The organism is Pseudomonas sp. 1L-E-NC-VB-C3, assembly GCF_057291535.1.
The window spans coordinates 269,615-289,585 of sequence record NZ_JBXAWD010000004.1 but is presented as its reverse complement, the minus strand read 5'-3'; the positions used below and the strand labels follow the sequence as shown (position 1 = coordinate 289,585).

Below are 19,971 nucleotides of genomic sequence, written 5' to 3'. Positions count from 1 at the left end.
TCACTTCTGGCGGGTGATGAAGTCACGAATCCGTTCGGCGGCTTCGACGCATTCTGCCAGTGGCGCAACCAGCGCCATGCGCACACGGCCGGCGCCAGGATTGACGCCATCGACATCGCGAGACAGATACGAGCCCGGCACCACGGTCACGTGTTCCTGCTCGAACAGATCGCGGCAGAACGCCGCATCATCGCCCTGCACATTCGGCCACAGATAGAAGCTGCCATCCGGGCGCTGTACGTCCATGACCGGGCTGAGAATGTTCAGCACCGCATCGAACTTCTCGCGATACAGCGCACGGTTGGCGCGCACATGCACTTCGTCATTCCACGCGGCAACGCTGGCCAGTTGAGTCTGCACCGGCATCGCGCAGCCGTGGTAAGTGCGATAGAGCAGGAAGCCTTTGAGGATGTCGGCATCGCCGGCAACGAAGCCTGAACGCAGGCCCGGCAGGTTGGAGCGCTTGGACAGGCTGTGAAAGACCACGCAGCGCTTGAAGTCATTGCGGCCCAGTTCGACGCAGGCGCTGAGCAGGCCCGGCGGCGGGGTTTGCTCGTCGAAGTACAGTTCGCTGTAGCACTCGTCGGCGGCAATCACGAAGTCGTACTGATCGGCGAGGGCGATCAACTTCTTCAAGGTCTCGACCGGAATCAGCGCGCCGGTCGGGTTGCCCGGCGAGCACAGGAACAGGATCTGGCAGCGCTGCCAGATGTCTGGCGAAACGGCGTCGAAGTCCGGGTTGAAGCCATTTTCATCCAGGCACGGCAGGTAATGCGGCTTGGCCCCGGCGAGAAACGCCGCGCCTTCGTAGATCTGATAGAACGGGTTCGGGCTGACCACCAGCGCATCGTCGCCACGATTGACCACGGTCTGGGTGAAGGCGAACAGCGCTTCACGGGTGCCGTTGACCGGCAGCACATTTCGCGCCGGATCGATCCAGCCGTTCGGCACGCCAAAACGACGCTCGCACCAGCCGGCGATGGCTTCGCGCAGGGCCGGAATGCCGAGGGTAGTCGGGTACACCGCCATCTGATCCAGATTGTTCGCCAGCGCTTCGGCGACAAAACTCGGCGAACGGTGTTTCGGCTCGCCGATCGACAGGGCGATCGGGCGTTTGTCCGGGTTCGGCGTAACGCTGCCGAGCAGGGCGCGGAGCTTTTCGAACGGGTACGGCTGGAGCTGGTTCAGAGCGTTGTTCATTGGGGCCTCTTTTAAATGCTCAAGAGCTTTCTGTGGCGAGGGGCTTTATCCCCGTTGGGCTGCGCAGCGGCCCCAAAACCATCACTGCGGTTCAACTGAATGTCCGCATACACAGGTTTTACGACTGCTTCGCAGCCGAACGGGGATAAATCCCCTCGCCACAGGGGATTGTATGTACCGGAGGAAAGCATGGGCTGCATTCACAGGGATAAACGGGTGATTCAGATACTGATCCGCGAAAGTTTGATATCCGGTTCCTGATTGACGCTCAGCTGTTCGACGATCGCATCCTGCAAACGGCTGCACAGCAGCGGATCGGACAGCGGCTGGTTATGCGCGTCGGTGATGAAGAACACGTCTTCCACGCGCTCGCCCAGGGTCGCAATCTTGGCGTTCTGCAGCGACAGGTCGAACTCGAGGAAAATCCCCCCGACCCGCGCCAGCAGGCCCGGCCGGTCAGGCGCCGTCAGTTCCAGCACGGTCACCGGACGCTGGGCGTCGTTGTGAATGGTCACTTGCGGCGCAAAGGCGAAGTGTTTGAGCTGACGCGGCACCCGGCGCTGGATGATTGTCGGGTAGTCGTCCGGGTTGCGCAGGGCTTCGGTGAGGCCTTCACGGATCTGCTTGATCCGCGCCGGGTTGTCGCCGATCGATTCGCCTTCGTTGTCGAGCACGATGTAGGTGTCGAGGGTGAACTGGCTGCTCGAGGTGATGACCCGGGCATCGTGAATGTTCAGGTTGAGCTGGTCCATCGCCGCCACGGTCACGGCGAAGAAGTCGTGCTGGTCCGGTGCATAAATGAAGATCTGCGTGCCGCCCTCGAACTCGCGCTGGGTGGTTTCCTTGATCAGCACCAGAGGCCCGCCATCCACAGGTTGCTGCAGGATCGCATCGCTGTGCCAGGCTACATCGCCGGCGGTGTGGCGCAGGAAATAGTCATCGCCCAATTGCGCCCACAGCTGCTCGACGTCGTCCGGGTCGGTGCCGCCGCGCACCAGAATGTCCAGCGCGGCGCTCTGCGTCTGGCGGATCTGCTCTTCGCGATCCACCGGATTTTCCAGACCCCGGCGCAGGGCTCGTTTGGTCTCGGTGTAGAGCTGGCGCAACAGGCTGGCGCGCCATGAATTCCACAGCGTCGGATTGGTCGCGTTGATGTCGGCCACGGTCAGCACATAGAGATAGTCGAGGCGCGTTTCGTCGCCGACCGCCTGGGCGAAATCGTGGATCACCTGCGGGTCGGACAGATCCTTGCGCTGCGCAGTGGTGGACATCACCAGGTGGTTCTGCACCAGCCAGACGATCAGGCGGCTGTCCCACACCGGCAACTGATGGCGCTGGCAGAACGCCTCGGCATCGACCGCGCCAATCTCCGAGTGATCGCCATGCCGGCCCTTGCCGATGTCGTGATACAGACCGGCCATGTAGATCAGCTCAGGTTTGGGCAGCTTGGCCATGAGCTTGGCGGCCAGCGGAAATTTCTCCGAGACCTGGGTGTACTGCAGTTTGCGCAGGTGTTTGATCAGATTCAGCGTGTGCGCATCGACCGTATAAATGTGGAACAGGTCGTGCTGCATCTGCCCGACGATAAAACCGAACTCCGGCAGATAGCGCCCGAGAATGCCGTAACGGTTCATCCGCCGCAGATTGCGGTGGATGCCGATCTTGCACTTGAACAGTTCGATGAACAGGCTGGTGTTGCGGATATCGTTACGGAAGTTGTCATCGATCAGATGACGATGTTCGCGCAGCAGACGAATGGTGTCGGCGCGCACGCCTTTGATTTCCGGCTGCTGGGCCATCAGCACGAAAATTTCCAGCATGGCGAACGGCGTGCGGCGGAACACATTGTCATTGCGCGCCTCGATGTAACCGTCATGCAACTGGAAGCGCGAGTTGATCGGTTGCGGCGGCGCTTCGTCTTCCGGGGCGAGGATGACTTCCTCGAAGTGCTGGATGATCAGATCGCTCAGTTGGGCGATGCTCATCACGGTGCGGAAGTACTGCTGCATGAAGTTTTCGACCGCCTGTTTGGCGTCGTCTCCTTCAAAGCCAAGCAGGCCGGCAATGGTGCGTTGATGATCGAACAGCAAGCGGTCTTCGGAGCGGCCGGCGAGCATGTGCAGGGCATAGCGCACTTTCCACAGAAATTCCTGGGACGAGGCGAGCAGGGCGTTTTCGCTTTCGACCAGAAAGCCTTCTCCAGCAAGGGCGCGCAGGTTCAGGGTGCCGTACTGACGGCGGGCCACCCAGAGGATCGTCTGAATGTCACGCAGACCGCCGGGCGAGCCTTTGACGTTCGGTTCGAGGTTGTATTCGGTGTCGTTGTATTTGTGATGACGAGCCTTCTGCTCGGCTCGCTTGGCCAGGAAGAACTCCTTGGCCGGCCACATGTGCGCGGTGCTGGTGACGTCGAGCATGCGCTGGCGCAGACGCTCGGGGCCGCAGATGGTGCGGCTTTCCATCAGGTTGGTGACCACGGTCAGGTCGGCGCGGGCCTCTTCGGCACACTCATCGACCGAGCGCACGCTCTGGCCGACTTCCAGACCGATGTCCCACAACAGCGTCAGAAAACGCTCGATGGAATCGCGGAAAACTTCGTGGTCGGCACTGTCGAGCAGGATCAGCAGATCAATGTCGGAATACGGGTGCAACTCGCCGCGACCGTAGCCGCCCACTGCCACCAGAGCGATGTCGGCGTCTTCGCTCCAGTTGAACTGCTCCCAGGCCTTTTGCAGGATGTTGTCGACAAACCAGGCGCGGTCCTCGATCAGGCGGCGGATATCGCGGCCCTTGCGAAAACGCGTGTCGAGAACCTCGCGGGCCTGGCGGATCGCCTTCTTGAACGCCGCGATGGGACTCGCTTTGAGGGCCAGTTCAGCCTGGAACTGGCCGCGGTCGAAGAGTTCGGGATCCACCTGCGGCATCGATTGGCTTTCCTTCTATAGGCTGGGAGCGTTCAGGGTGTCAGGCCGAGATGCGCGCGATGGTGTCATCGCTGCGCAAAGTGAAAATCTCGTAGCCGGTGTCGGTGACCAGCAGGGTGTGTTCCCACTGTGCCGAGAGCTTGCGGTCCTTGGTGATCGCAGTCCAGCCGTCGCCGAGCACCTTGGTGTCGGCCTTGCCCTGGTTGATCATCGGCTCGATGGTGAAGGTCATGCCGGCCTTCAGTTCCATGCCGGTGCCGGCGCGACCGTAGTGCAGGATCTGCGGTTCTTCGTGGAAGACCTTGCCGATGCCGTGGCCGCAGAACTCGCGCACCACTGAGAAACCGTTCTTTTCCGCGTGCTTCTGGATCACTTCACCGATGTCGCCGAGGCGGCAGCCGGGTTTGACGATCTCGATGGCCTTGTACATGCATTCCTGGGTGACCTGCGACAGGCGCTCGGCCCAGACCGGTACCTCGCCGACGTGGAACATGCGGCTGGTATCGCCGTGGTAGCCGTCTTTGATCACCGTGACGTCGATGTTCAGGGTGTCGCCGTTTTTCAGCGGTTTGTCGTTCGGGATGCCGTGGCAGACCACATGGTTGATCGAAGTGCAGATCGACTTCGGGTAGCCCTTGTAGTTGAGCGGGGCAGGGATGGCCTGCTGCACATTGACGATGTAGTCGTGGCAAATCTGGTTGAGCTGATCAGTGGTCACGCCCGGTTTGACATGTTCGGCAATCATTTCCAGCACATCGGCGGCCAGTTTGCCGGCGACACGCATGCCAGCGATGTCCTCGGGGGTTTTGAGGTTGACGGTCATACAGGCTCTCTCTGCGCTCGGCGGCGCTTACGGATACGAATTGGGTGGCAGGTGTATTTTTGCGACCCTGAAAAACGCGATTCTAACAGACGAGAGGCGCAAATCCGCGCCTGCATGTCTGGCTTGTGTCTATACAATGGTGCCCATCGAGCCGATTCCAAGGGGGCTGCGCCCATGTCACTGGTGCGAATACAGATTCCGGGTTCCGTTTCTGCGCACCCTGTGGTATAAAATGCGCCGCTTTCCGGGGATGCCCCGAAAAGCTTAAATCCACACACGTGTCGACACGATGACCTGGGTGCCTTGGGCTTTATGCCTCTGGTTGGTCATTGGGATACGTGGAGGCCAAACCCGACTTATCAAGGAACTATCATGTCCCAAGTCAACATGCGCGATATGCTGAAGGCCGGTGTGCACTTCGGTCACCAAACCCGTTACTGGAATCCGAAAATGGGCAAGTACATTTTCGGCGCGCGTAACAAGATTCACATCATCAACCTTGAAAAAACCCTGCCAATGTTCAACGAAGCTCTGACTTTCGTAGAGCGTCTGGCCCAGGGCAAAAACAAGATTCTGTTCGTCGGCACCAAGCGTTCCGCTGGCAAGATCGTTGCTGAAGAAGCAGCACGTTGCGGTTCGCCGTACGTCGATCACCGCTGGTTGGGCGGCATGCTGACCAACTTCAAGACCATTCGTGCTTCCATCAAGCGTCTGCGTGACCTTGAAGTTCAAGCCGAAGACGGTACTTTCGCCAAGCTGACCAAGAAAGAAGCGCTGATGCGCTCCCGTGATCTTGAGAAGCTGGATCGTTCGCTGGGCGGCATCAAGGACATGGGCGGTCTGCCAGACGCACTGTTCGTGATCGACGTTGACCACGAGCGCATCGCGATCACCGAAGCCAACAAGCTGGGCATCCCGGTCATCGGCGTTGTCGATACCAACAGCAGCCCGGAAGGCGTTGACTACATCATCCCAGGCAACGATGACGCCATCCGCGCTATCCAGCTGTACATGGGTTCGATGGCTGACGCAGTTATCCGCGGTCGCAACAACGTTGCTGGCGGTACTGTTGAATTCGCAGCTGAAGAAACTCAGGCTGCAGCTGAGTAATCGACGCCCCTGGCGTTGACTCAGTAAGCAAAAAGGGGGCTTGGCCCCCTTTTTGCCACCTCGAAAACCATTTGTCGGCGCCCACGTCTGTATTTGTCATGTGCGGCAGCCAACATGGGTGGTTCGGGAAGAATTGAACGCCCGTTCGATCGGGTGGAATGGTTGAAAACCTATCCAAGAGGAATTTGAAAATGGCAGCAATTACTGCAGCGTTGGTCAAAGAACTGCGCGAGCGTACCGGCGAAGGCATGATGGATTGCAAGAAAGCCCTGGAAAAGGCTGACGGCGACATCGAAAAAGCCATTGATGACATGCGTGCTTCGGGCGCCATCAAGGCTGCGAAAAAAGCTGGCAACGTTGCCGCTGAAGGCGCAATCGCCATCAAATCGAATGACAAGGCAGCCGTGCTGCTGGAAGTCAACTCGCAGACCGACTTCCTGGCCCTGCAAGACGATTTCAAGAACTTCGTTGCTGCCAGCGTAGAAAAAGCTTTCGACGAAAAACTGACCGACGCAGCTCCGCTGATCGCCGCTCAGGAAGCGGCTCGTGAAGCGCTGGTTGCCAAAGTCGGCGAGAACGTCAACATCCGTCGTCTGGTACGCGTAGAAGGTGACGTTGTCGGCACCTACCTGCACGGTAACAAGATCGGTGTTGCTGTTGTCCTGAAAGGCGGTGACGTCGAGCTGGCCAAAGACATCGCTATGCACGTTGCTGCAAGCAACCCTGAGTTCCTGCTGCCTTCGCAAGTCTCCGACGAAGCGATCGAGCGTGAGAAAGCTGTGTTCCTGCAGCTGAACGAAGAAAAGATCAAAGGCAAGCCAGAAAACATTGTTGAGAACATGGTCAAAGGCCGTATCAGCAAGTTCCTGGCAGAAGCGAGCCTGGTCGAGCAGGCGTTCGTCAAGAACCCTGAAGTCAAGGTTGGCGAGCTGGCCAAGAAAGCCGGCGCTGAAATCGTTTCCTTCACTTACTTCAAAGTAGGCGAAGGCATCGAGAAGCCGGTCGACAACTTCGCTGAAGAAGTTGCTGCCCAGCTGGCTGCCGCCAAGCAATAAGACAGTTTTCAACTGTCGCCCGAAAGAGGCTGCCCGCTAACGCGCGCAGCCTCTTTTCAGATGGGGTACCAATTTTTTATTTGGTTTCCACCCGGAACTGACTTACAAAGCCATGTTCCGATGGCGCTGCAGCAGCGCCAAGCTAGAGTGAACGCCAGCTGTAAACAGCTCGCAAAGAATTTTAAATACGCCGCAGGAGAGATTCGCAATGGCTCAGCAGGGCAGTGGTTATCAGGCTCGCTATAAACGCATTCTACTCAAGCTTAGCGGCGAGGCCCTGATGGGCTCGGAAGAGTTCGGGATCGATCCTAAGGTACTGGATCGCATGGCGCTGGAAGTCGGCCAGCTGGTCGGCATCGGCGTGCAGGTCGGTCTGGTCATCGGCGGTGGCAACCTGTTCCGTGGCGAAGCCCTGAGCAAGGCCGGGATGGATCGGGTCACGGGCGACCACATGGGCATGCTGGCCACTGTGATGAACGCCCTGGCCATGCGCGATGCGCTGGAACGTGCCAATATCTCGGCCATCGTCATGTCCGCCATCTCCATGGTCGGTGTGACCGATCATTACGATCGCCGCAAAGCCATGCGCCACCTGAACTCCAAAGACGTCGTGATCTTCGCGGCCGGTACCGGCAATCCGTTCTTCACCACGGATTCGGCAGCCTGCCTGCGTGCAATCGAAATCGACGCCGACGTTGTGCTCAAGGCCACCAAGGTTGATGGCGTGTACACCGCAGACCCGTTCAAAGACCCGCATGCCGAGAAGTTCGATCATCTGACTTATGATGAAGTACTGGATCGCAAGCTGGGCGTAATGGATCTGACTGCCATCTGCCTGTGCCGCGATCACAAGATGCCGCTGCGCGTATTCAACATGAACAAGCCCGGCGCCCTGCTGAACATCGTGCACGGCGGCGCTGAAGGGACTTTGATCGAGGAAGGCCAACAATGATCAACGAAATCAAGAAAGACGCCCAAGCGCGTATGCAGAAATCCCTGGAATCTCTGAACCACGCGTTCGGCCAGATTCGTACCGGCAAGGCTCACCCGAGCATCCTCGGCAGCGTCATGGTGCCTTACTACGGCACTGACACTCCGCTGAGCGGCGTTGCCAACGTCACCGTGAAAGATTCGCGCACCCTGCAGGTCGTGGCCTTCGAGCGCAACATGCTCGCTGCCGTCGACAAGGCGATCCAGAGCGCTGGGCTGAACCTCAACCCGACCAACCTGGGCGAGTTGCTGCTGATCCCGATGCCGGCCCTCACCGAGGAAACGCGCAAAGGTTTCACCAAGCAGGCGCGCAGCGCAGCGGAAGACGCGCGCGTTGCTGTGCGCAACATCCGTCGTGATGCCTTGGGCGAGCTGAAGAAACTGGTCAAGGACAAGGAAATCAGCGAAGACGAAGAACGTCGTGCCATCGCTGATATCGACAAGCTGACCAAAGAATCCGAGGCCCAGATCACCAAGGCCACGGACGAGAAAGAAAAAGACCTGATGGCCGTATAAGGGTCGAGCTTTAAATGGACAAGACCAAGCAGACTGCGCCGTCCGCGGTGCCGCGCCATGTCGCGATCATCATGGATGGCAATAATCGCTGGGCGAAAAAACGCTTTATGCCGGGTGTCGCCGGGCATAAAGCGGGCGTGGATGCTGTGCGGGCGGTGATCGAGGTGTGCGCTGAGGCCAAGGTCGAAGTCCTGACCCTGTTCGCCTTCTCCAGTGAAAACTGGCAGCGCCCGGCCGATGAAGTCAGTGCCTTGATGGATCTGTTCTTCAAGGCGCTGCGTCGTGAGGCCAAGCGTCTCAACGACAACAACATCAGCCTGCGCATCATTGGCGATCGTTCGCGCTTCCACCCTGAGCTTCAGGCGGCGATGCGCGAGGCCGAGGCCATGACGGTCGGTGCCAACCGCTTTGTCCTGCAGATCGCCGCCAACTATGGCGGTCAGTGGGATATCGCTCAGGCCGCGCAGCGTCTGGCGCGTGAAGTCCAGGCCGGGCACTTGCGCCCGGAGGACATTACCCCGGATCTGCTGCAGACTTGTCTGGCCACCGGCGATCTGCCGTTGCCTGACCTGTGCATCCGCACCGGTGGCGAGCATCGCATCAGCAACTTCCTGCTGTGGCAGCTGGCCTACGCCGAGCTGTACTTCTCCGACCTGTTCTGGCCGGACTTCAAACACGACGCCATGCGCACCGCGCTGGCCGATTTCGCTTCACGCCAGCGTCGCTTCGGTAAAACGAGCGAACAGGTCGAAGCTGGAGCCCGGGTTTAATGCTTAAACAACGAATCATCACTGCACTGATCCTGCTGCCGATCGCCTTGTGCGGGTTTTTCCTGCTCAAAGGTGCCGGCTTCGCGCTGTTCATCGGTCTGGTAGTCAGTCTCGGTGCGTGGGAATGGGCGCGTCTGGCCGGCTTCACCGCACAATCGTTCCGCGTCGGCTTTGCCGCCGTGGTCGCCTTGATGCTGTTTGTCATGTACGTGCTGCCCGGGCTTGCGCCTTGGGTGCTCGGTGCATCGGTAATCTGGTGGGCGATTGCGACTTATCTGGTGCTGACGTATCCACGCTCCAGCGCGCACTGGTCCACAGCGGCGACCAAACTGCTGATTGGTCTGCTGATCCTGCTGCCTGCGTGGCAGGGTCTGGTGCAGATCAAGCAGTACCCGCTGGGTAACTGGTTGATCATGGCGGTGATGGTGTTGGTCTGGGGTGCGGACATCGGTGCTTACTTTTCCGGGCGCAAGTTCGGCAAGCGCAAGCTCGCGCCGCAGGTCAGCCCGGGCAAGAGCTGGGAAGGCGTGTACGGTGGTCTGGCGCTGAGTCTGGTGATCACTGCGATCGTCGGGCTGGTGCGCGACTGGACTGTGGCCGAGCTGCTCAAAGGCCTGATGGGCGCGGCAGTGATCGTCTTCATTTCCGTTGTCGGCGATCTCACCGAGAGCATGTTCAAGCGCCAATCCGGCATCAAGGACAGCAGTAATCTGCTGCCCGGGCATGGTGGCGTGCTGGATCGCATCGACAGCCTGACCGCAGCCATTCCGGTGTTCGCCGTATTGCTCTGGATGGCCGCACCGTGAGTCGTCCCCAGCAGATTACGGTGTTGGGTGCGACCGGTTCGATCGGTCTGAGCACCCTGGATGTGATTGCGCGTCATCCTGAGCGTTATCAGGTTTTTGCATTGAGTGGTTTCACACGCCTCAGTGAGTTGTTCGCCTTGTGCGTGCGCCATGTGCCGCAGTTTGCCGTGGTGCCTGAAGTGGCCGCGGCGCGCGGTTTGCAGGATGACTTGCGTGCAGCCGGTTTGCCGACTCGCGTCCTGGTAGGCGAGGAGGGTCTGTGCCAGGTTGCCTCCGCGCCCGAAGTCGATGCAGTAATGGCGGCCATCGTCGGTGCGGCCGGGCTGCGTCCGACACTGGCGGCGGTCGAGGCGGGCAAGAAGATTCTGCTGGCCAATAAAGAAGCGCTGGTGATGTCCGGCGCTCTGTTCATGCAGGCCGTGCGCAAAAGCGGTTCGGTACTGCTGCCGATCGACAGCGAACACAATGCGATTTTTCAATGCATGCCAGCGGATTTCGCCCGCGGCTTGAGCTCGGTGGGTGTGCGGCGGATTTTGCTGACAGCCTCTGGCGGGCCTTTCCGGCAGACACCGATGTCCGAGCTGGCGAATGTTTCGCCTGAGCAGGCGTGTGCACATCCGAACTGGTCCATGGGGCGCAAGATCTCCGTGGATTCAGCGAGCATGATGAACAAGGGCCTGGAACTGATCGAAGCCTGCTGGTTGTTCGACGCCAAGCCGGCTCAGGTCGAAGTAGTGATCCATCCGCAGAGCGTGATCCATTCTCTGGTGGATTACGTCGATGGCTCGGTGCTGGCGCAATTGGGCAACCCCGACATGCGCACCCCGATCGCCAATGCCCTGGCCTGGCCGGAGCGTATCGATTCCGGCGTAGCGCCACTTGATCTGTTCGCCATTGCACGACTGGATTTCGAAGCGCCCGATGAAAGCCGTTTCCCCTGCCTGCGTTTGGCCCGTCAGGCGGCCGAAGCTGGCGACAGCGCGCCGGCGATGCTTAACGCGGCCAATGAAGTGGCGGTTGCAGCGTTTCTCGACGGACGGGTTTGCTACCTGGAAATCGCGAGTATCATCGAGGAAGTCTTGAATCTGGAGCCGGTGGTGGCGCTGAACGATCTGGATGCCGTATTTACGGCGGACGCGAAAGCGCGATTGCTGGCCGAGCAATGGTTGAGTCGGCACGGCCGATAGTTTTTGCAACACAACGGCGACACGCGACACTGAACAGGATTGCGGAGAAAGTAGATGAGCGCGCTCTATATGATTGCCGGCACCCTGATCGCCCTGGGTGTGCTGGTCACCTTCCACGAATTCGGCCACTTCTGGGTCGCGCGTCGCTGTGGCGTCAAGGTTCTGCGTTTCTCCGTGGGCTTTGGCATGCCGCTGCTGCGCTGGCATGACAAGCAGGGCACCGAGTTCGTGGTCGCTGCGATTCCGCTGGGCGGCTACGTCAAGATGCTCGATGAGCGCGAAGGCGAAGTGCCGGTTGATCAACTTGATCAGTCGTTCAATCGCAAATCGGTACGTCAGCGTATCGCCATTGTTGCTGCCGGCCCGATTGCCAACTTCCTGCTGGCGCTGGTGTTTTTCTGGGTGCTGGCGATGCTCGGCAGCGAGCAGGTGCGGCCGGTCATCGGCGCGGTCGAGTCTGGCAGCATTGCCGCCAAGGCGGGTCTGAACGCGGGTCAGGAGATCGTCTCGATCGATGGCGAGCCAACGTCCGGTTGGGCTGCGGTCAATTTGCAACTGGTGCGTCGTCTCGGTGAAAGCGGTGCGATTCAATTGCTGGTGCGCGAGCAGGGTTCGACGGCAGAATCACCGCGCACGCTGGCACTGGATAACTGGCTAAAAGGTGCCGACGAGCCGGATCCGATCCGCTCGCTGGGCATTCGTCCTTGGCGTCCGGCCTTGCCGCCGGTGCTTGCCGAGCTGGACCCGAAAGGTCCGGCCCAGGCCGCCGGGCTGAAAACCGGCGATCGCTTGCTGGCGCTTGATGGCCAGCCGCTCGATGACTGGCAGCAAGTGGTCGATACCGTTCGTACGCGTCCTGATACCAAAATCATGCTGCGCATCGAGCGCGACAATGCTCAAATCGACGTCCCTGTGACCCTGGCGGCGCGCGGTGAAAGCAAATCGCCAAGCGGTTATCTGGGCGCTGGCGTCAAAGCCATCGACTGGCCACCGGAAATGATCCGCGAAGTCAGCTATGGCCCGCTGGCCGCGATTGGCGAGGGTGCCCGTCGCACTTGGACCATGAGCATTCTGACGCTGGATTCACTGAAGAAAATGCTGTTCGGCGAGCTCTCGGTAAAAAACTTGAGTGGACCGATAACCATTGCTAAAGTGGCGGGCGCTTCTGCCCAGTCGGGCGTCGCTGATTTCCTGAATTTCCTTGCTTATCTGAGTATTAGCCTGGGCGTTCTGAATTTGCTGCCCATTCCTGTACTGGATGGGGGGCATTTGTTGTTTTATCTGATCGAGTGGGTGCGTGGTCGCCCCTTGTCGGATCGGGTGCAAGGTTGGGGGATACAGATCGGTATCAGTTTGGTGGTCGGGGTGATGTTGCTTGCTCTGGTCAACGATCTGGGTCGACTGTAACGCTTCGCTGAATTGCGAATCTGCCGCATTTTGCGGCAGTTTGTTTATTGCCAGTTGGAATAAGAAAGGACTTCATGAAACGTCTGCTGCTAACTGCGGTTCTCACCGTATTGATGATCGCCGAAGTTCACGCCGAGTCCTTCACTATCTCTGATATTCGCGTCAATGGCCTCCAGCGGGTCTCCGCGGGTAGCGTCTTTGGTGCCTTGCCGTTGAACGTCGGCGAGCAGGCGGATGATCGTCGCCTGGTGGAATCCACTCGTGCGTTGTTCAAAACCGGTTTCTTTCAAGATATCCAGCTGGGCCGCGAAGGCAACGTTCTGGTCATCACCGTGGTCGAGCGTCCATCGGTCGCCAGTATCGAGATCGAAGGCAACAAGGCGATCTCTACTGAGGACCTGATGAAGGGCCTCAAGCAATCCGGTCTGGCCGAAGGCGAAATCTTCCAGCGCGCCACCCTCGAGGGTGTGCGTAACGAGCTGCAACGTCAGTACGTCGCCCAGGGTCGCTACTCGGCAACCGTTGACACCGAAGTGGTTTCGCAGCCGCGTAACCGCGTGGGTCTGAAGGTGAAGATCAACGAAGGTACCGTTGCCGCCATTCAGCACATCAACGTGGTAGGCAATACGGTTTTCCCTGAGGAAGACCTGACCGACCTGTTCGAACTGAAAACCACCAACTGGCTGTCGTTCTTCAAGAACGATGACAAATATGCCCGTGAAAAACTTTCCGGTGACCTGGAGCGTCTGCGTTCCTACTATCTGGACCGCGGCTATATCAACATGGACATCGCTTCGACCCAGGTATCGATTACCCCGGACAAGAAGCACGTCTACATTACTGTCAACGTCACCGAAGGCGAGAAGTACACCGTTCGTGACGTCAAGCTCAGCGGTGACCTGAAAGTCCCTGAAGACCAGATCAAGTCGCTGTTGCTCGTGCAGAAGGGCCAGGTGTTCTCGCGCAAGCTGATGACCACCACCTCCGAGCTGATCACCCGTCGTCTGGGTAACGAAGGCTACACATTCGCCAACGTCAACGGCGTGCCTCAGCCGCACGATGATGACCACACTGTGGACATCCTCTTCGCTGTCGATCCGGGTAAGCGTGCCTACGTAAACCGCATCAATTTCCGTGGCAACACCAAGTCCGAGGACGAAGTGCTGCGTCGTGAAATGCGTCAGATGGAAGGTGGCTGGGCTTCGACCTACCTGATCGACCAGTCCAAGACCCGTCTGGAGCGCCTGGGCTTCTTCAAGGAAGTCAACGTTGAAACTCCGGCCGTGCCAGGTGTCGACGACCAGGTCGATGTGAACTACGCCGTTGAAGAGCAGGCTTCCGGTTCGATCACCGCCAGCGTCGGTTTCGCCCAGAGCGCCGGTCTGATCCTTGGTGGTTCGATTACCCAGAACAACTTCCTCGGTACCGGTAACCGCGTCAGCATCGGCCTGACCCGCAGCGAATACCAGAGCCGCTACAACTTCGGCTACGTTGACCCATACTGGACCGCCGACGGCGTGAGCCTGGGTTACAACGCGTTCTATCGCACCACCGACTACGATGAACTCGATGCCGATATTTCCAGCTATGCGGTAGACAGCCTCGGTGCGGGCGTGAACGTCGGCTACCCGATCAGTGAGACTTCGCGTCTGACGTTCGGTCTGTCTGCCCAGCAGGACAAGATCAACACCGGTCGCTATACCGTTGACGAGATTTTCGATTTCGTCGAGAAGGAAGGCGACAACTACCTGAACTTCAAGGCCTCGGCCGGTTGGTCCGAGTCGACCCTGAACAAAGGCGTGTTGCCGACCCGTGGTCGTTCCCAGAGCCTGACCCTGGAAACCACCATTCCTGGCAGCGACCTGTCGTTCTTCAAACTTGACTACCGTGGTCAGCTGTTCCAGCCGATCACCGAAAACTACACACTGCGCCTGCACTCCGAACTCGGTTATGGCGATGGTTACGGTTCGACCGATGGTCTGCCGTTCTATGAAAACTACTATGCCGGTGGTTTCAACTCGGTTCGTGGCTTCAAGGACAGCACCCTCGGCCCGCGTAGTACGCCGAGCCGTGGTAACAACCCTGGCACTATCGCTGACCCGGACCAGGATCCGCTGCCGTTCGGTGGTAACGTCCTTATCCAGGGCGGTGTAGAAGTTCTGTTCCCGCTGCCATTCGTCAAGGATCAGCGTTCCCTGCGTACTTCGGTCTTCTGGGATGTCGGTAACGTGTTTGACTCGCAGTGCAAGGACACTACGAACGCCAATGGTTCGTCGTCCAACACCAAGTGCAACGACATCAGCCTGAGCAACATGGCCAGTTCCGTAGGTGTCGGCGTGACCTGGGTCACCGCACTGGGTCCGTTGAGCTTCGCCCTGGCGATGCCGATCAAGAAACCGGATGACGCTGAAACTCAAGTGTTCCAATTCTCCCTCGGCCAGACGTTCTAAGCGTCTGACCCAAGATAACGACAATGGATTTTGTAGGAGTGCATCGTGCGTAAGTTGACTCAATTGGTTCTCCTGGCCTCCGTACTGGTGGCAGGCCCGGCGTTCGCCGACATGAAAATTGCCGTGCTGAACTATCAGATGGCTCTGCTGGAATCCGACGCGGCGAAGAAGTACGCGGTGGATGCAGAGAAGAAGTTCGGTCCGCAACTGACCAAGCTGAAAACCCTGGAAAGCAGCGCCAAAGGCATTCAGGACCGTCTGATGGCCGGTGGCGACAAAATGCAGCAGGGCGAGCGTGAGCGTCTGGAGCTGGAATTCAAGCAAAAGGCTCGTGACTTCCAGTTCCAGTCCAAGGAACTGAATGAAGCCAAAGCCGTTGCCGACCGTGAAATGCTCAAGCAACTGAAGCCGAAACTGGACAGTGCCGTGGAAGAAGTCATCAAGAAAGGTGGTTTTGACCTGGTGTTCGAGCGTGGCGCAGTCATCGATGTCAAACCTCAGTACGACATCACGCGCCAGGTTATCGAGCGCATGAATCAGCTGAAGTAACCCATGACCGTGACTATCAGGCTCGGCCAGTTGGCCGAGCACCTCGGCGCCACCCTGCGTGGCGACCCCGAGACGCAAATTACTGGGCTAGCCACTTTGCAAGAGGCTGGCCCAGCTCAGTTGAGCTTTCTGGCAAATCCCCAATACCGCAAATACCTGGCCGGTTCTCAGGCAGCTGCACTGCTGCTCAAGGAAGCCGACGCCGAAGGTTTCGCCGGTAATGCCTTGGTGGTGCCGGATCCTTACCTGGCCTACGCACGCATCTCGCATCTGTTCGATCCAAAGCCAAAAGCGGCTGGCGGGATTCATCCGACAGCGGTGATCGCGGCGGACGCAGTGGTTGATCCAAGTGCCAGCATCGGTCCGTTCGTGGTGATCGAAGCCGGTGCACGCATCGCTGCACAGGTCACGCTGGGCGCGCATTGCGTAGTCGGCGCGCGCAGCGAAATCGGTGAAGGCGGCTGGCTGGCTCCGCGCGTCACGCTCTATCACGATGTGCGCATCGGCAAGCGTGTGGTTATTCAGTCCGGCGCAGTGATCGGCGGTGAGGGCTTCGGCTTCGCCAACGAAAAAGGTGTCTGGCAGAAAATCGCCCAGATCGGTGGCGTGACCATCGGCGACGATGTCGAGATTGGCGTGAACACCGCCATCGACCGCGGCGCTCTGGCCGATACGGTGATTGGCAACGGTGTGAAGCTCGACAACCAGATTCAGATCGCGCACAACGTCCAGGTCGGTGATCACACCGCCATGGCTGCGTGTGTTGGCATTTCCGGCAGCACCAAGATCGGCAAGCACTGCATGCTCGCTGGCGGTGTAGGTCTGGTCGGCCACATTGATATTTGCGACAACGTTTTCCTGACCGGGATGACCATGGTGACTCACTCGATTACCGAGCCGGGCGCCTATTCTTCCGGCACAGCCATGCAACCGGCGGCCGAATGGCGCAAAAGCGCGGCCCGAATCCGTCAGCTCGATGACATCGCGCGACGGTTGAAACAGCTGGAAAAGCGCGTTGGGGAAGTGACCCCTGACGGTAATGCTTCATCTGATGGCTGATACCATTTCCATATCAAGTGTGCACAGCCTCTGGACTGCCTCCTTGATTTGCTAGAGGAGTGCGCGTCAGTCGCGCTCCCAATCTTTACATAGGCTTTCCCCTGAAATGATGGACATCAACGAGATTCGCGAATACCTGCCTCACCGTTACCCGTTCCTGCTGGTGGACCGGGTGGTGGAACTGGACACTGAAGGCAAGCGAATTCGCGCCTACAAGAATGTCAGCATCAATGAACCGTTCTTCAACGGTCACTTCCCTGCGCATCCAATCATGCCGGGCGTGCTGATCATCGAAGCGATGGCTCAGGCTGCCGGGATCCTCGGTTTCAAGATGCTCGACGTCAAACCGGCCGACGGCACCCTGTATTACTTCGTCGGTTCCGACAAGCTGCGCTTCCGCCAGCCAGTCAAGCCGGGCGATCAGTTGATCCTTGAAGCGACTTTCATCAGCTGCAAGCGCAAGATCTGGAAGTTCGAATGCCAGGCTTCGGTGGACGGCAAGCCGGTCTGCTCGGCAGAAATCATCTGCGCGGAACAGAAAGTATGAGTTTGATTGACCCTCGCGCAATCATCGATCCGTCCGCCGTTCTGGCTGACGGCGTCGAGGTCGGCCCGTGGTCGATCATCGGCGCAGGTGTGGAAATCGGCGAGGGTACCGTGATCGGGCCGCATGTGATCCTCAAGGGGCCGACCCGCATTGGTAAACACAATCGCATCTACCAGTTTTCTTCGGTAGGCGAAGACACCCCGGATCTGAAGTACAAAGGCGAGGAAACCCGTCTGGTGATCGGTGACCACAACGTCATCCGCGAAGGCGTGACCATTCACCGTGGCACCGTGCAGGACCGTTCGGAAACCACACTGGGTGATCACAACCTGATCATGGCCTATGCCCACATCGGCCATGACAGCGTCATCGGCAATCACTGCATTCTGGTCAACAACACTGCGTTGGCCGGGCATGTACACGTTGACGACTGGGCGATCCTCTCCGGTTTTACCCTGGTGCATCAGTACTGCCACATCGGCGCCCACAGCTTTTCCGGCATGGGCACAGCGATCGGCAAGGACGTTCCGGCGTTCGTCACCGTATTCGGCAACCCCGCCGAAGCGCGCAGCATGAACTTCGAAGGCATGCGCCGTCGCGGTTTCAGCGAAGACGCGATTCATGCGCTGCGCCGCGCCTACAAGACTGTCTACCGCCAAGGCCTGACGGTCGAGCAGGCGCTGGCAGAGCTGGCCGAGCCGTCTGCGCAGTTCCCTGAAGTCGCCGTGTTCCGCGATTCGATCCAGGCGTCGACTCGCGGCATCACCCGCTGATCATGGCCAGTCTGCGTATTGCGCTGGTGGCGGGTGAGGCTTCCGGTGACATTCTCGGCGCCGGCCTCATGCGCGCGCTCAAGACTCAGCACCCGACAGTCGAGTTCATCGGCGTCGGCGGTCCGCTGATGCAGGCTGAAGGCCTGACCTCGTACTTTCCCATGGAGCGCTTGTCGGTCATGGGGCTGGTGGAGGTCCTCGGTCGGCTGCGTGAGTTACTCAAACGCCGCAAAGAGCTGATTGCCACACTGATCGCCGCGAAGCCGGACGTGTTCATCGGCATCGATGCGCCGGATTTCAACCTCAATATCGAACTCAAGCTGCGTCAGGCCGGGATCAAGACCGTGCATTACGTCAGCCCGTCGGTATGGGCGTGGCGGCAGAAGCGGGTGCTGAAGATCCGCGAAGGCTGCGATCTGATGCTGACCCTGTTGCCGTTCGAGGCGAAATTCTACGAAGAGAAAGGCGTGCCGGTGCGTTTCGTCGGTCACTCCTTGGCCGATACCATTCCGCTGCAAGCCGACCGCGCCGCTGCGCGCACCGAACTGGGCTTGGCCGACGGCCCGCTGGTAGCGCTGATGCCGGGCAGCCGTGGCGGGGAAGTCAGTCGCCTCGGTGCGCTGTTCCTCGACACCGCCGAACGTCTGCGCGGCATGCGTCCGGGCGTGCGCTTTGTCATGCCTTGTGCAAACCCGGAACGCCGGGTGCAACTCGAGGCCTTGCTTGCTGGCCGGGATTTGCCGGTAACCTTGCTCGACGGTAAATCTCATCTGGCGCTCGCCGCGTGCAACGCAGTGTTGATCGCCTCCGGCACTGCTACCCTTGAAGCGCTGCTGTACAAGCGGCCGATGGTGGTGGCGTATCGGTTGGCGCCGCTGACGTTCTGGATTCTGAAGCGCATGGTCAAGAGCCCGTACGTGTCGCTGCCCAACTTGCTCGCCCAGCGCTTGCTGGTGCCGGAGTTGTTGCAGGATGATGCGACTGTCGAAGCCTTGGCGCAGGCACTGTCGCCCTTGATCGATGGTGGTGATGAACAGACCCGCGGTTTCGACGAGATCCACCGCACGCTGCGGCGCGATGCTTCCAATCAGGCGGCGCAAGCCGTCCTTGACCTGATCGGCAAACCACAATGAGCAAGACAAGCATGCAAATGGGCCTGGATTTCACTCTGGTAGCCGAAGTCGAAGAACTGGTCGCCGGTGTTGATGAAGTCGGTCGTGGTCCGTTGTGCGGTGCGGTGGTGACAGCTGCGGTAATTCTCGATCCGAACCGGCCGATCCTCGGCCTCGATGACTCGAAAAAACTCACCGAAGCCAAGCGCGAAAAGCTCTATGACGAGATCTGCGAAAAGGCCCTGAGCTGGTGCATCGCCCGCGCCGAAGTCGAAGAAATCGACGATCTGAATATCCTCCACGCGACCATGCTGGCCATGCAGCGCGCGGTTGCCGGTCTGCACATTCAGCCGAAACTGGCGATGATCGACGGTAACCGCTGCCCGCATTTGCCGATGCGCGCCGAGGCGGTGATTCAGGGCGACGGCAAGGTGCCGGCGATCGCGGCGGCGTCGATTCTGGCCAAGGTCAGTCGTGATCGCGAAATGGCTGCGTTCGAATTGATCTACCCGGGCTACGGCATCGGCGGCCATAAAGGCTACCCGACGCCCGTTCATCTGGAAGCACTGGCGCGGCTCGGCCCGACGCCGATTCACCGCCGCTCGTTCGCCCCGGTACGCCTGGCTTATGAGGCGCGGGAAAGCCTGACGCAGGTTTAGGCCCAAGGCTGATGTTTTATTCGAGGCCCGGTAC

18 protein-coding genes are annotated in these 19,971 nt (G+C 59.3%); 15 read left to right on the top strand and 3 right to left on the bottom strand.

Going from position 1 to position 19,971, the window contains the following annotated elements; translation table 11 throughout:
* The 3 genes from dapC to map form a co-directional block, all read right to left on the bottom strand.
* On the bottom strand, positions 1-1,200 hold the full coding sequence (dapC, locus tag AC0Z5Z_RS09170; protein ID WP_252883252.1) for a succinyldiaminopimelate transaminase: 1,200 nt from the start codon (positions 1,198-1,200) through the stop codon (positions 1-3).
* A gap of 221 nt (positions 1,201-1,421) precedes the next feature.
* Entirely contained in the window at positions 1,422-4,124 is a 2,703-nt protein-coding gene (locus tag AC0Z5Z_RS09165) for a [protein-PII] uridylyltransferase (RefSeq protein WP_041478131.1), read from the bottom strand.
* A gap of 40 nt (positions 4,125-4,164) precedes the next feature.
* Complete coding sequence (map, locus tag AC0Z5Z_RS09160; RefSeq protein WP_056783207.1) at positions 4,165-4,947, bottom strand: type I methionyl aminopeptidase; 783 nt, start codon at positions 4,945-4,947, stop codon at positions 4,165-4,167.
* 372 nt (positions 4,948-5,319) lie between these two features.
* On the opposite strand from map, the gene rpsB reads away from it, so the two are divergent.
* The 15 genes from rpsB (at position 5,320) to rnhB (ending at position 19,937) form a co-directional block, all read left to right on the top strand.
* A complete protein-coding gene (gene rpsB / locus AC0Z5Z_RS09155; protein WP_003222119.1) occupies positions 5,320-6,057 on the top strand; it encodes a 30S ribosomal protein S2 in 738 nt (245 codons plus the stop codon).
* 191 nt (positions 6,058-6,248) lie between these two features.
* Positions 6,249-7,112 carry a translation elongation factor Ts gene (gene tsf / locus AC0Z5Z_RS09150; protein WP_041478130.1) on the top strand — a complete coding sequence of 288 codons (864 nt, stop codon included), beginning with the start codon at positions 6,249-6,251 and terminating at the stop codon, positions 7,110-7,112.
* Between the two features lie 208 nt (positions 7,113-7,320).
* Positions 7,321-8,064, top strand: a complete 744-nt coding sequence (gene pyrH / locus AC0Z5Z_RS09145) for a UMP kinase (protein ID WP_003222124.1) — start codon at positions 7,321-7,323, stop codon at positions 8,062-8,064.
* Entirely contained in the window at positions 8,061-8,618 is a 558-nt protein-coding gene (frr, locus tag AC0Z5Z_RS09140; protein WP_007954771.1) for a ribosome recycling factor, read from the top strand. Before pyrH ends, frr begins: the two co-directional genes overlap by 4 nt.
* Before the next feature lie 14 nt (positions 8,619-8,632).
* Positions 8,633-9,388 (top strand): polyprenyl diphosphate synthase, encoded by a 756-nt coding sequence (uppS, locus tag AC0Z5Z_RS09135; RefSeq protein WP_016771475.1) that lies wholly within the window; start codon positions 8,633-8,635, stop codon positions 9,386-9,388.
* Positions 9,388-10,194: a phosphatidate cytidylyltransferase gene (locus tag AC0Z5Z_RS09130; RefSeq protein WP_485610973.1), complete on the top strand. Its 807-nt coding sequence runs from the start codon at positions 9,388-9,390 to the stop codon at positions 10,192-10,194. The genes uppS and AC0Z5Z_RS09130 overlap by 1 nt, the downstream gene beginning before the upstream one ends.
* Positions 10,191-11,381, top strand: a complete 1,191-nt coding sequence (gene ispC / locus AC0Z5Z_RS09125) for a 1-deoxy-D-xylulose-5-phosphate reductoisomerase (protein ID WP_485610972.1) — start codon at positions 10,191-10,193, stop codon at positions 11,379-11,381. The genes AC0Z5Z_RS09130 and ispC overlap by 4 nt, the downstream gene beginning before the upstream one ends.
* Positions 11,382-11,435: 54 nt before the next feature.
* On the top strand, positions 11,436-12,788 hold the full coding sequence (gene rseP / locus AC0Z5Z_RS09120; RefSeq protein WP_095180489.1) for a sigma E protease regulator RseP: 1,353 nt from the start codon (positions 11,436-11,438) through the stop codon (positions 12,786-12,788).
* 74 nt (positions 12,789-12,862) lie between these two features.
* The gene (bamA, locus tag AC0Z5Z_RS09115) at positions 12,863-15,238 is read left to right on the top strand and encodes an outer membrane protein assembly factor BamA (RefSeq protein ID WP_041478127.1); all 2,376 of its coding nucleotides are present in this window, start codon (positions 12,863-12,865) and stop codon (positions 15,236-15,238) included.
* Between the two features lie 45 nt (positions 15,239-15,283).
* On the top strand, positions 15,284-15,787 hold the full coding sequence (locus AC0Z5Z_RS09110; protein ID WP_003222140.1) for an OmpH/Skp family outer membrane protein: 504 nt from the start codon (positions 15,284-15,286) through the stop codon (positions 15,785-15,787).
* A gap of 3 nt (positions 15,788-15,790) precedes the next feature.
* On the top strand, positions 15,791-16,846 hold the full coding sequence (lpxD, locus tag AC0Z5Z_RS09105; RefSeq protein ID WP_056783213.1) for a UDP-3-O-(3-hydroxymyristoyl)glucosamine N-acyltransferase: 1,056 nt from the start codon (positions 15,791-15,793) through the stop codon (positions 16,844-16,846).
* Between the two features lie 106 nt (positions 16,847-16,952).
* Complete coding sequence (fabZ, locus tag AC0Z5Z_RS09100) at positions 16,953-17,393, top strand: 3-hydroxyacyl-ACP dehydratase FabZ (protein ID WP_016771469.1); 441 nt, start codon at positions 16,953-16,955, stop codon at positions 17,391-17,393.
* Positions 17,390-18,166: an acyl-ACP--UDP-N-acetylglucosamine O-acyltransferase gene (gene lpxA, locus AC0Z5Z_RS09095; RefSeq protein WP_016771468.1), complete on the top strand. Its 777-nt coding sequence runs from the start codon at positions 17,390-17,392 to the stop codon at positions 18,164-18,166. Before fabZ ends, lpxA begins: the two co-directional genes overlap by 4 nt.
* A 2-nt stretch (positions 18,167-18,168) precedes the next feature.
* The gene (lpxB, locus tag AC0Z5Z_RS09090) at positions 18,169-19,299 is read left to right on the top strand and encodes a lipid-A-disaccharide synthase (RefSeq protein ID WP_485610971.1); all 1,131 of its coding nucleotides are present in this window, start codon (positions 18,169-18,171) and stop codon (positions 19,297-19,299) included.
* Between the two features lie 11 nt (positions 19,300-19,310).
* Positions 19,311-19,937 (top strand): ribonuclease HII, encoded by a 627-nt coding sequence (gene rnhB, locus AC0Z5Z_RS09085; protein WP_016771466.1) that lies wholly within the window; start codon positions 19,311-19,313, stop codon positions 19,935-19,937.
* The last annotated feature ends 34 nt before the right edge of the window (positions 19,938-19,971 follow it).

Coding starts and splice junctions, on each gene's coding strand:
- dapC (WP_252883252.1), bottom strand. CDS start 1,200: ATGAACAACGCTCTGAACCAGCTCCAGCCGTACCCGTTCGAAAAGCTC.
- AC0Z5Z_RS09165 (WP_041478131.1), bottom strand. CDS start 4,124: ATGCCGCAGGTGGATCCCGAACTCTTCGACCGCGGCCAGTTCCAGGCT.
- map (WP_056783207.1), bottom strand. CDS start 4,947: ATGACCGTCAACCTCAAAACCCCCGAGGACATCGCTGGCATGCGTGTC.
- rpsB (WP_003222119.1), top strand. CDS start 5,320: ATGTCCCAAGTCAACATGCGCGATATGCTGAAGGCCGGTGTGCACTTC.
- tsf (WP_041478130.1), top strand. CDS start 6,249: ATGGCAGCAATTACTGCAGCGTTGGTCAAAGAACTGCGCGAGCGTACC.
- pyrH (WP_003222124.1), top strand. CDS start 7,321: ATGGCTCAGCAGGGCAGTGGTTATCAGGCTCGCTATAAACGCATTCTA.
- frr (WP_007954771.1), top strand. CDS start 8,061: ATGATCAACGAAATCAAGAAAGACGCCCAAGCGCGTATGCAGAAATCC.
- uppS (WP_016771475.1), top strand. CDS start 8,633: ATGGACAAGACCAAGCAGACTGCGCCGTCCGCGGTGCCGCGCCATGTC.
- AC0Z5Z_RS09130 (WP_485610973.1), top strand. CDS start 9,388: ATGCTTAAACAACGAATCATCACTGCACTGATCCTGCTGCCGATCGCC.
- rseP (WP_095180489.1), top strand. CDS start 11,436: ATGAGCGCGCTCTATATGATTGCCGGCACCCTGATCGCCCTGGGTGTG.
- bamA (WP_041478127.1), top strand. CDS start 12,863: ATGAAACGTCTGCTGCTAACTGCGGTTCTCACCGTATTGATGATCGCC.
- lpxD (WP_056783213.1), top strand. CDS start 15,791: ATGACCGTGACTATCAGGCTCGGCCAGTTGGCCGAGCACCTCGGCGCC.
- fabZ (WP_016771469.1), top strand. CDS start 16,953: ATGATGGACATCAACGAGATTCGCGAATACCTGCCTCACCGTTACCCG.
- lpxA (WP_016771468.1), top strand. CDS start 17,390: ATGAGTTTGATTGACCCTCGCGCAATCATCGATCCGTCCGCCGTTCTG.
- lpxB (WP_485610971.1), top strand. CDS start 18,169: ATGGCCAGTCTGCGTATTGCGCTGGTGGCGGGTGAGGCTTCCGGTGAC.
- rnhB (WP_016771466.1), top strand. CDS start 19,311: ATGCAAATGGGCCTGGATTTCACTCTGGTAGCCGAAGTCGAAGAACTG.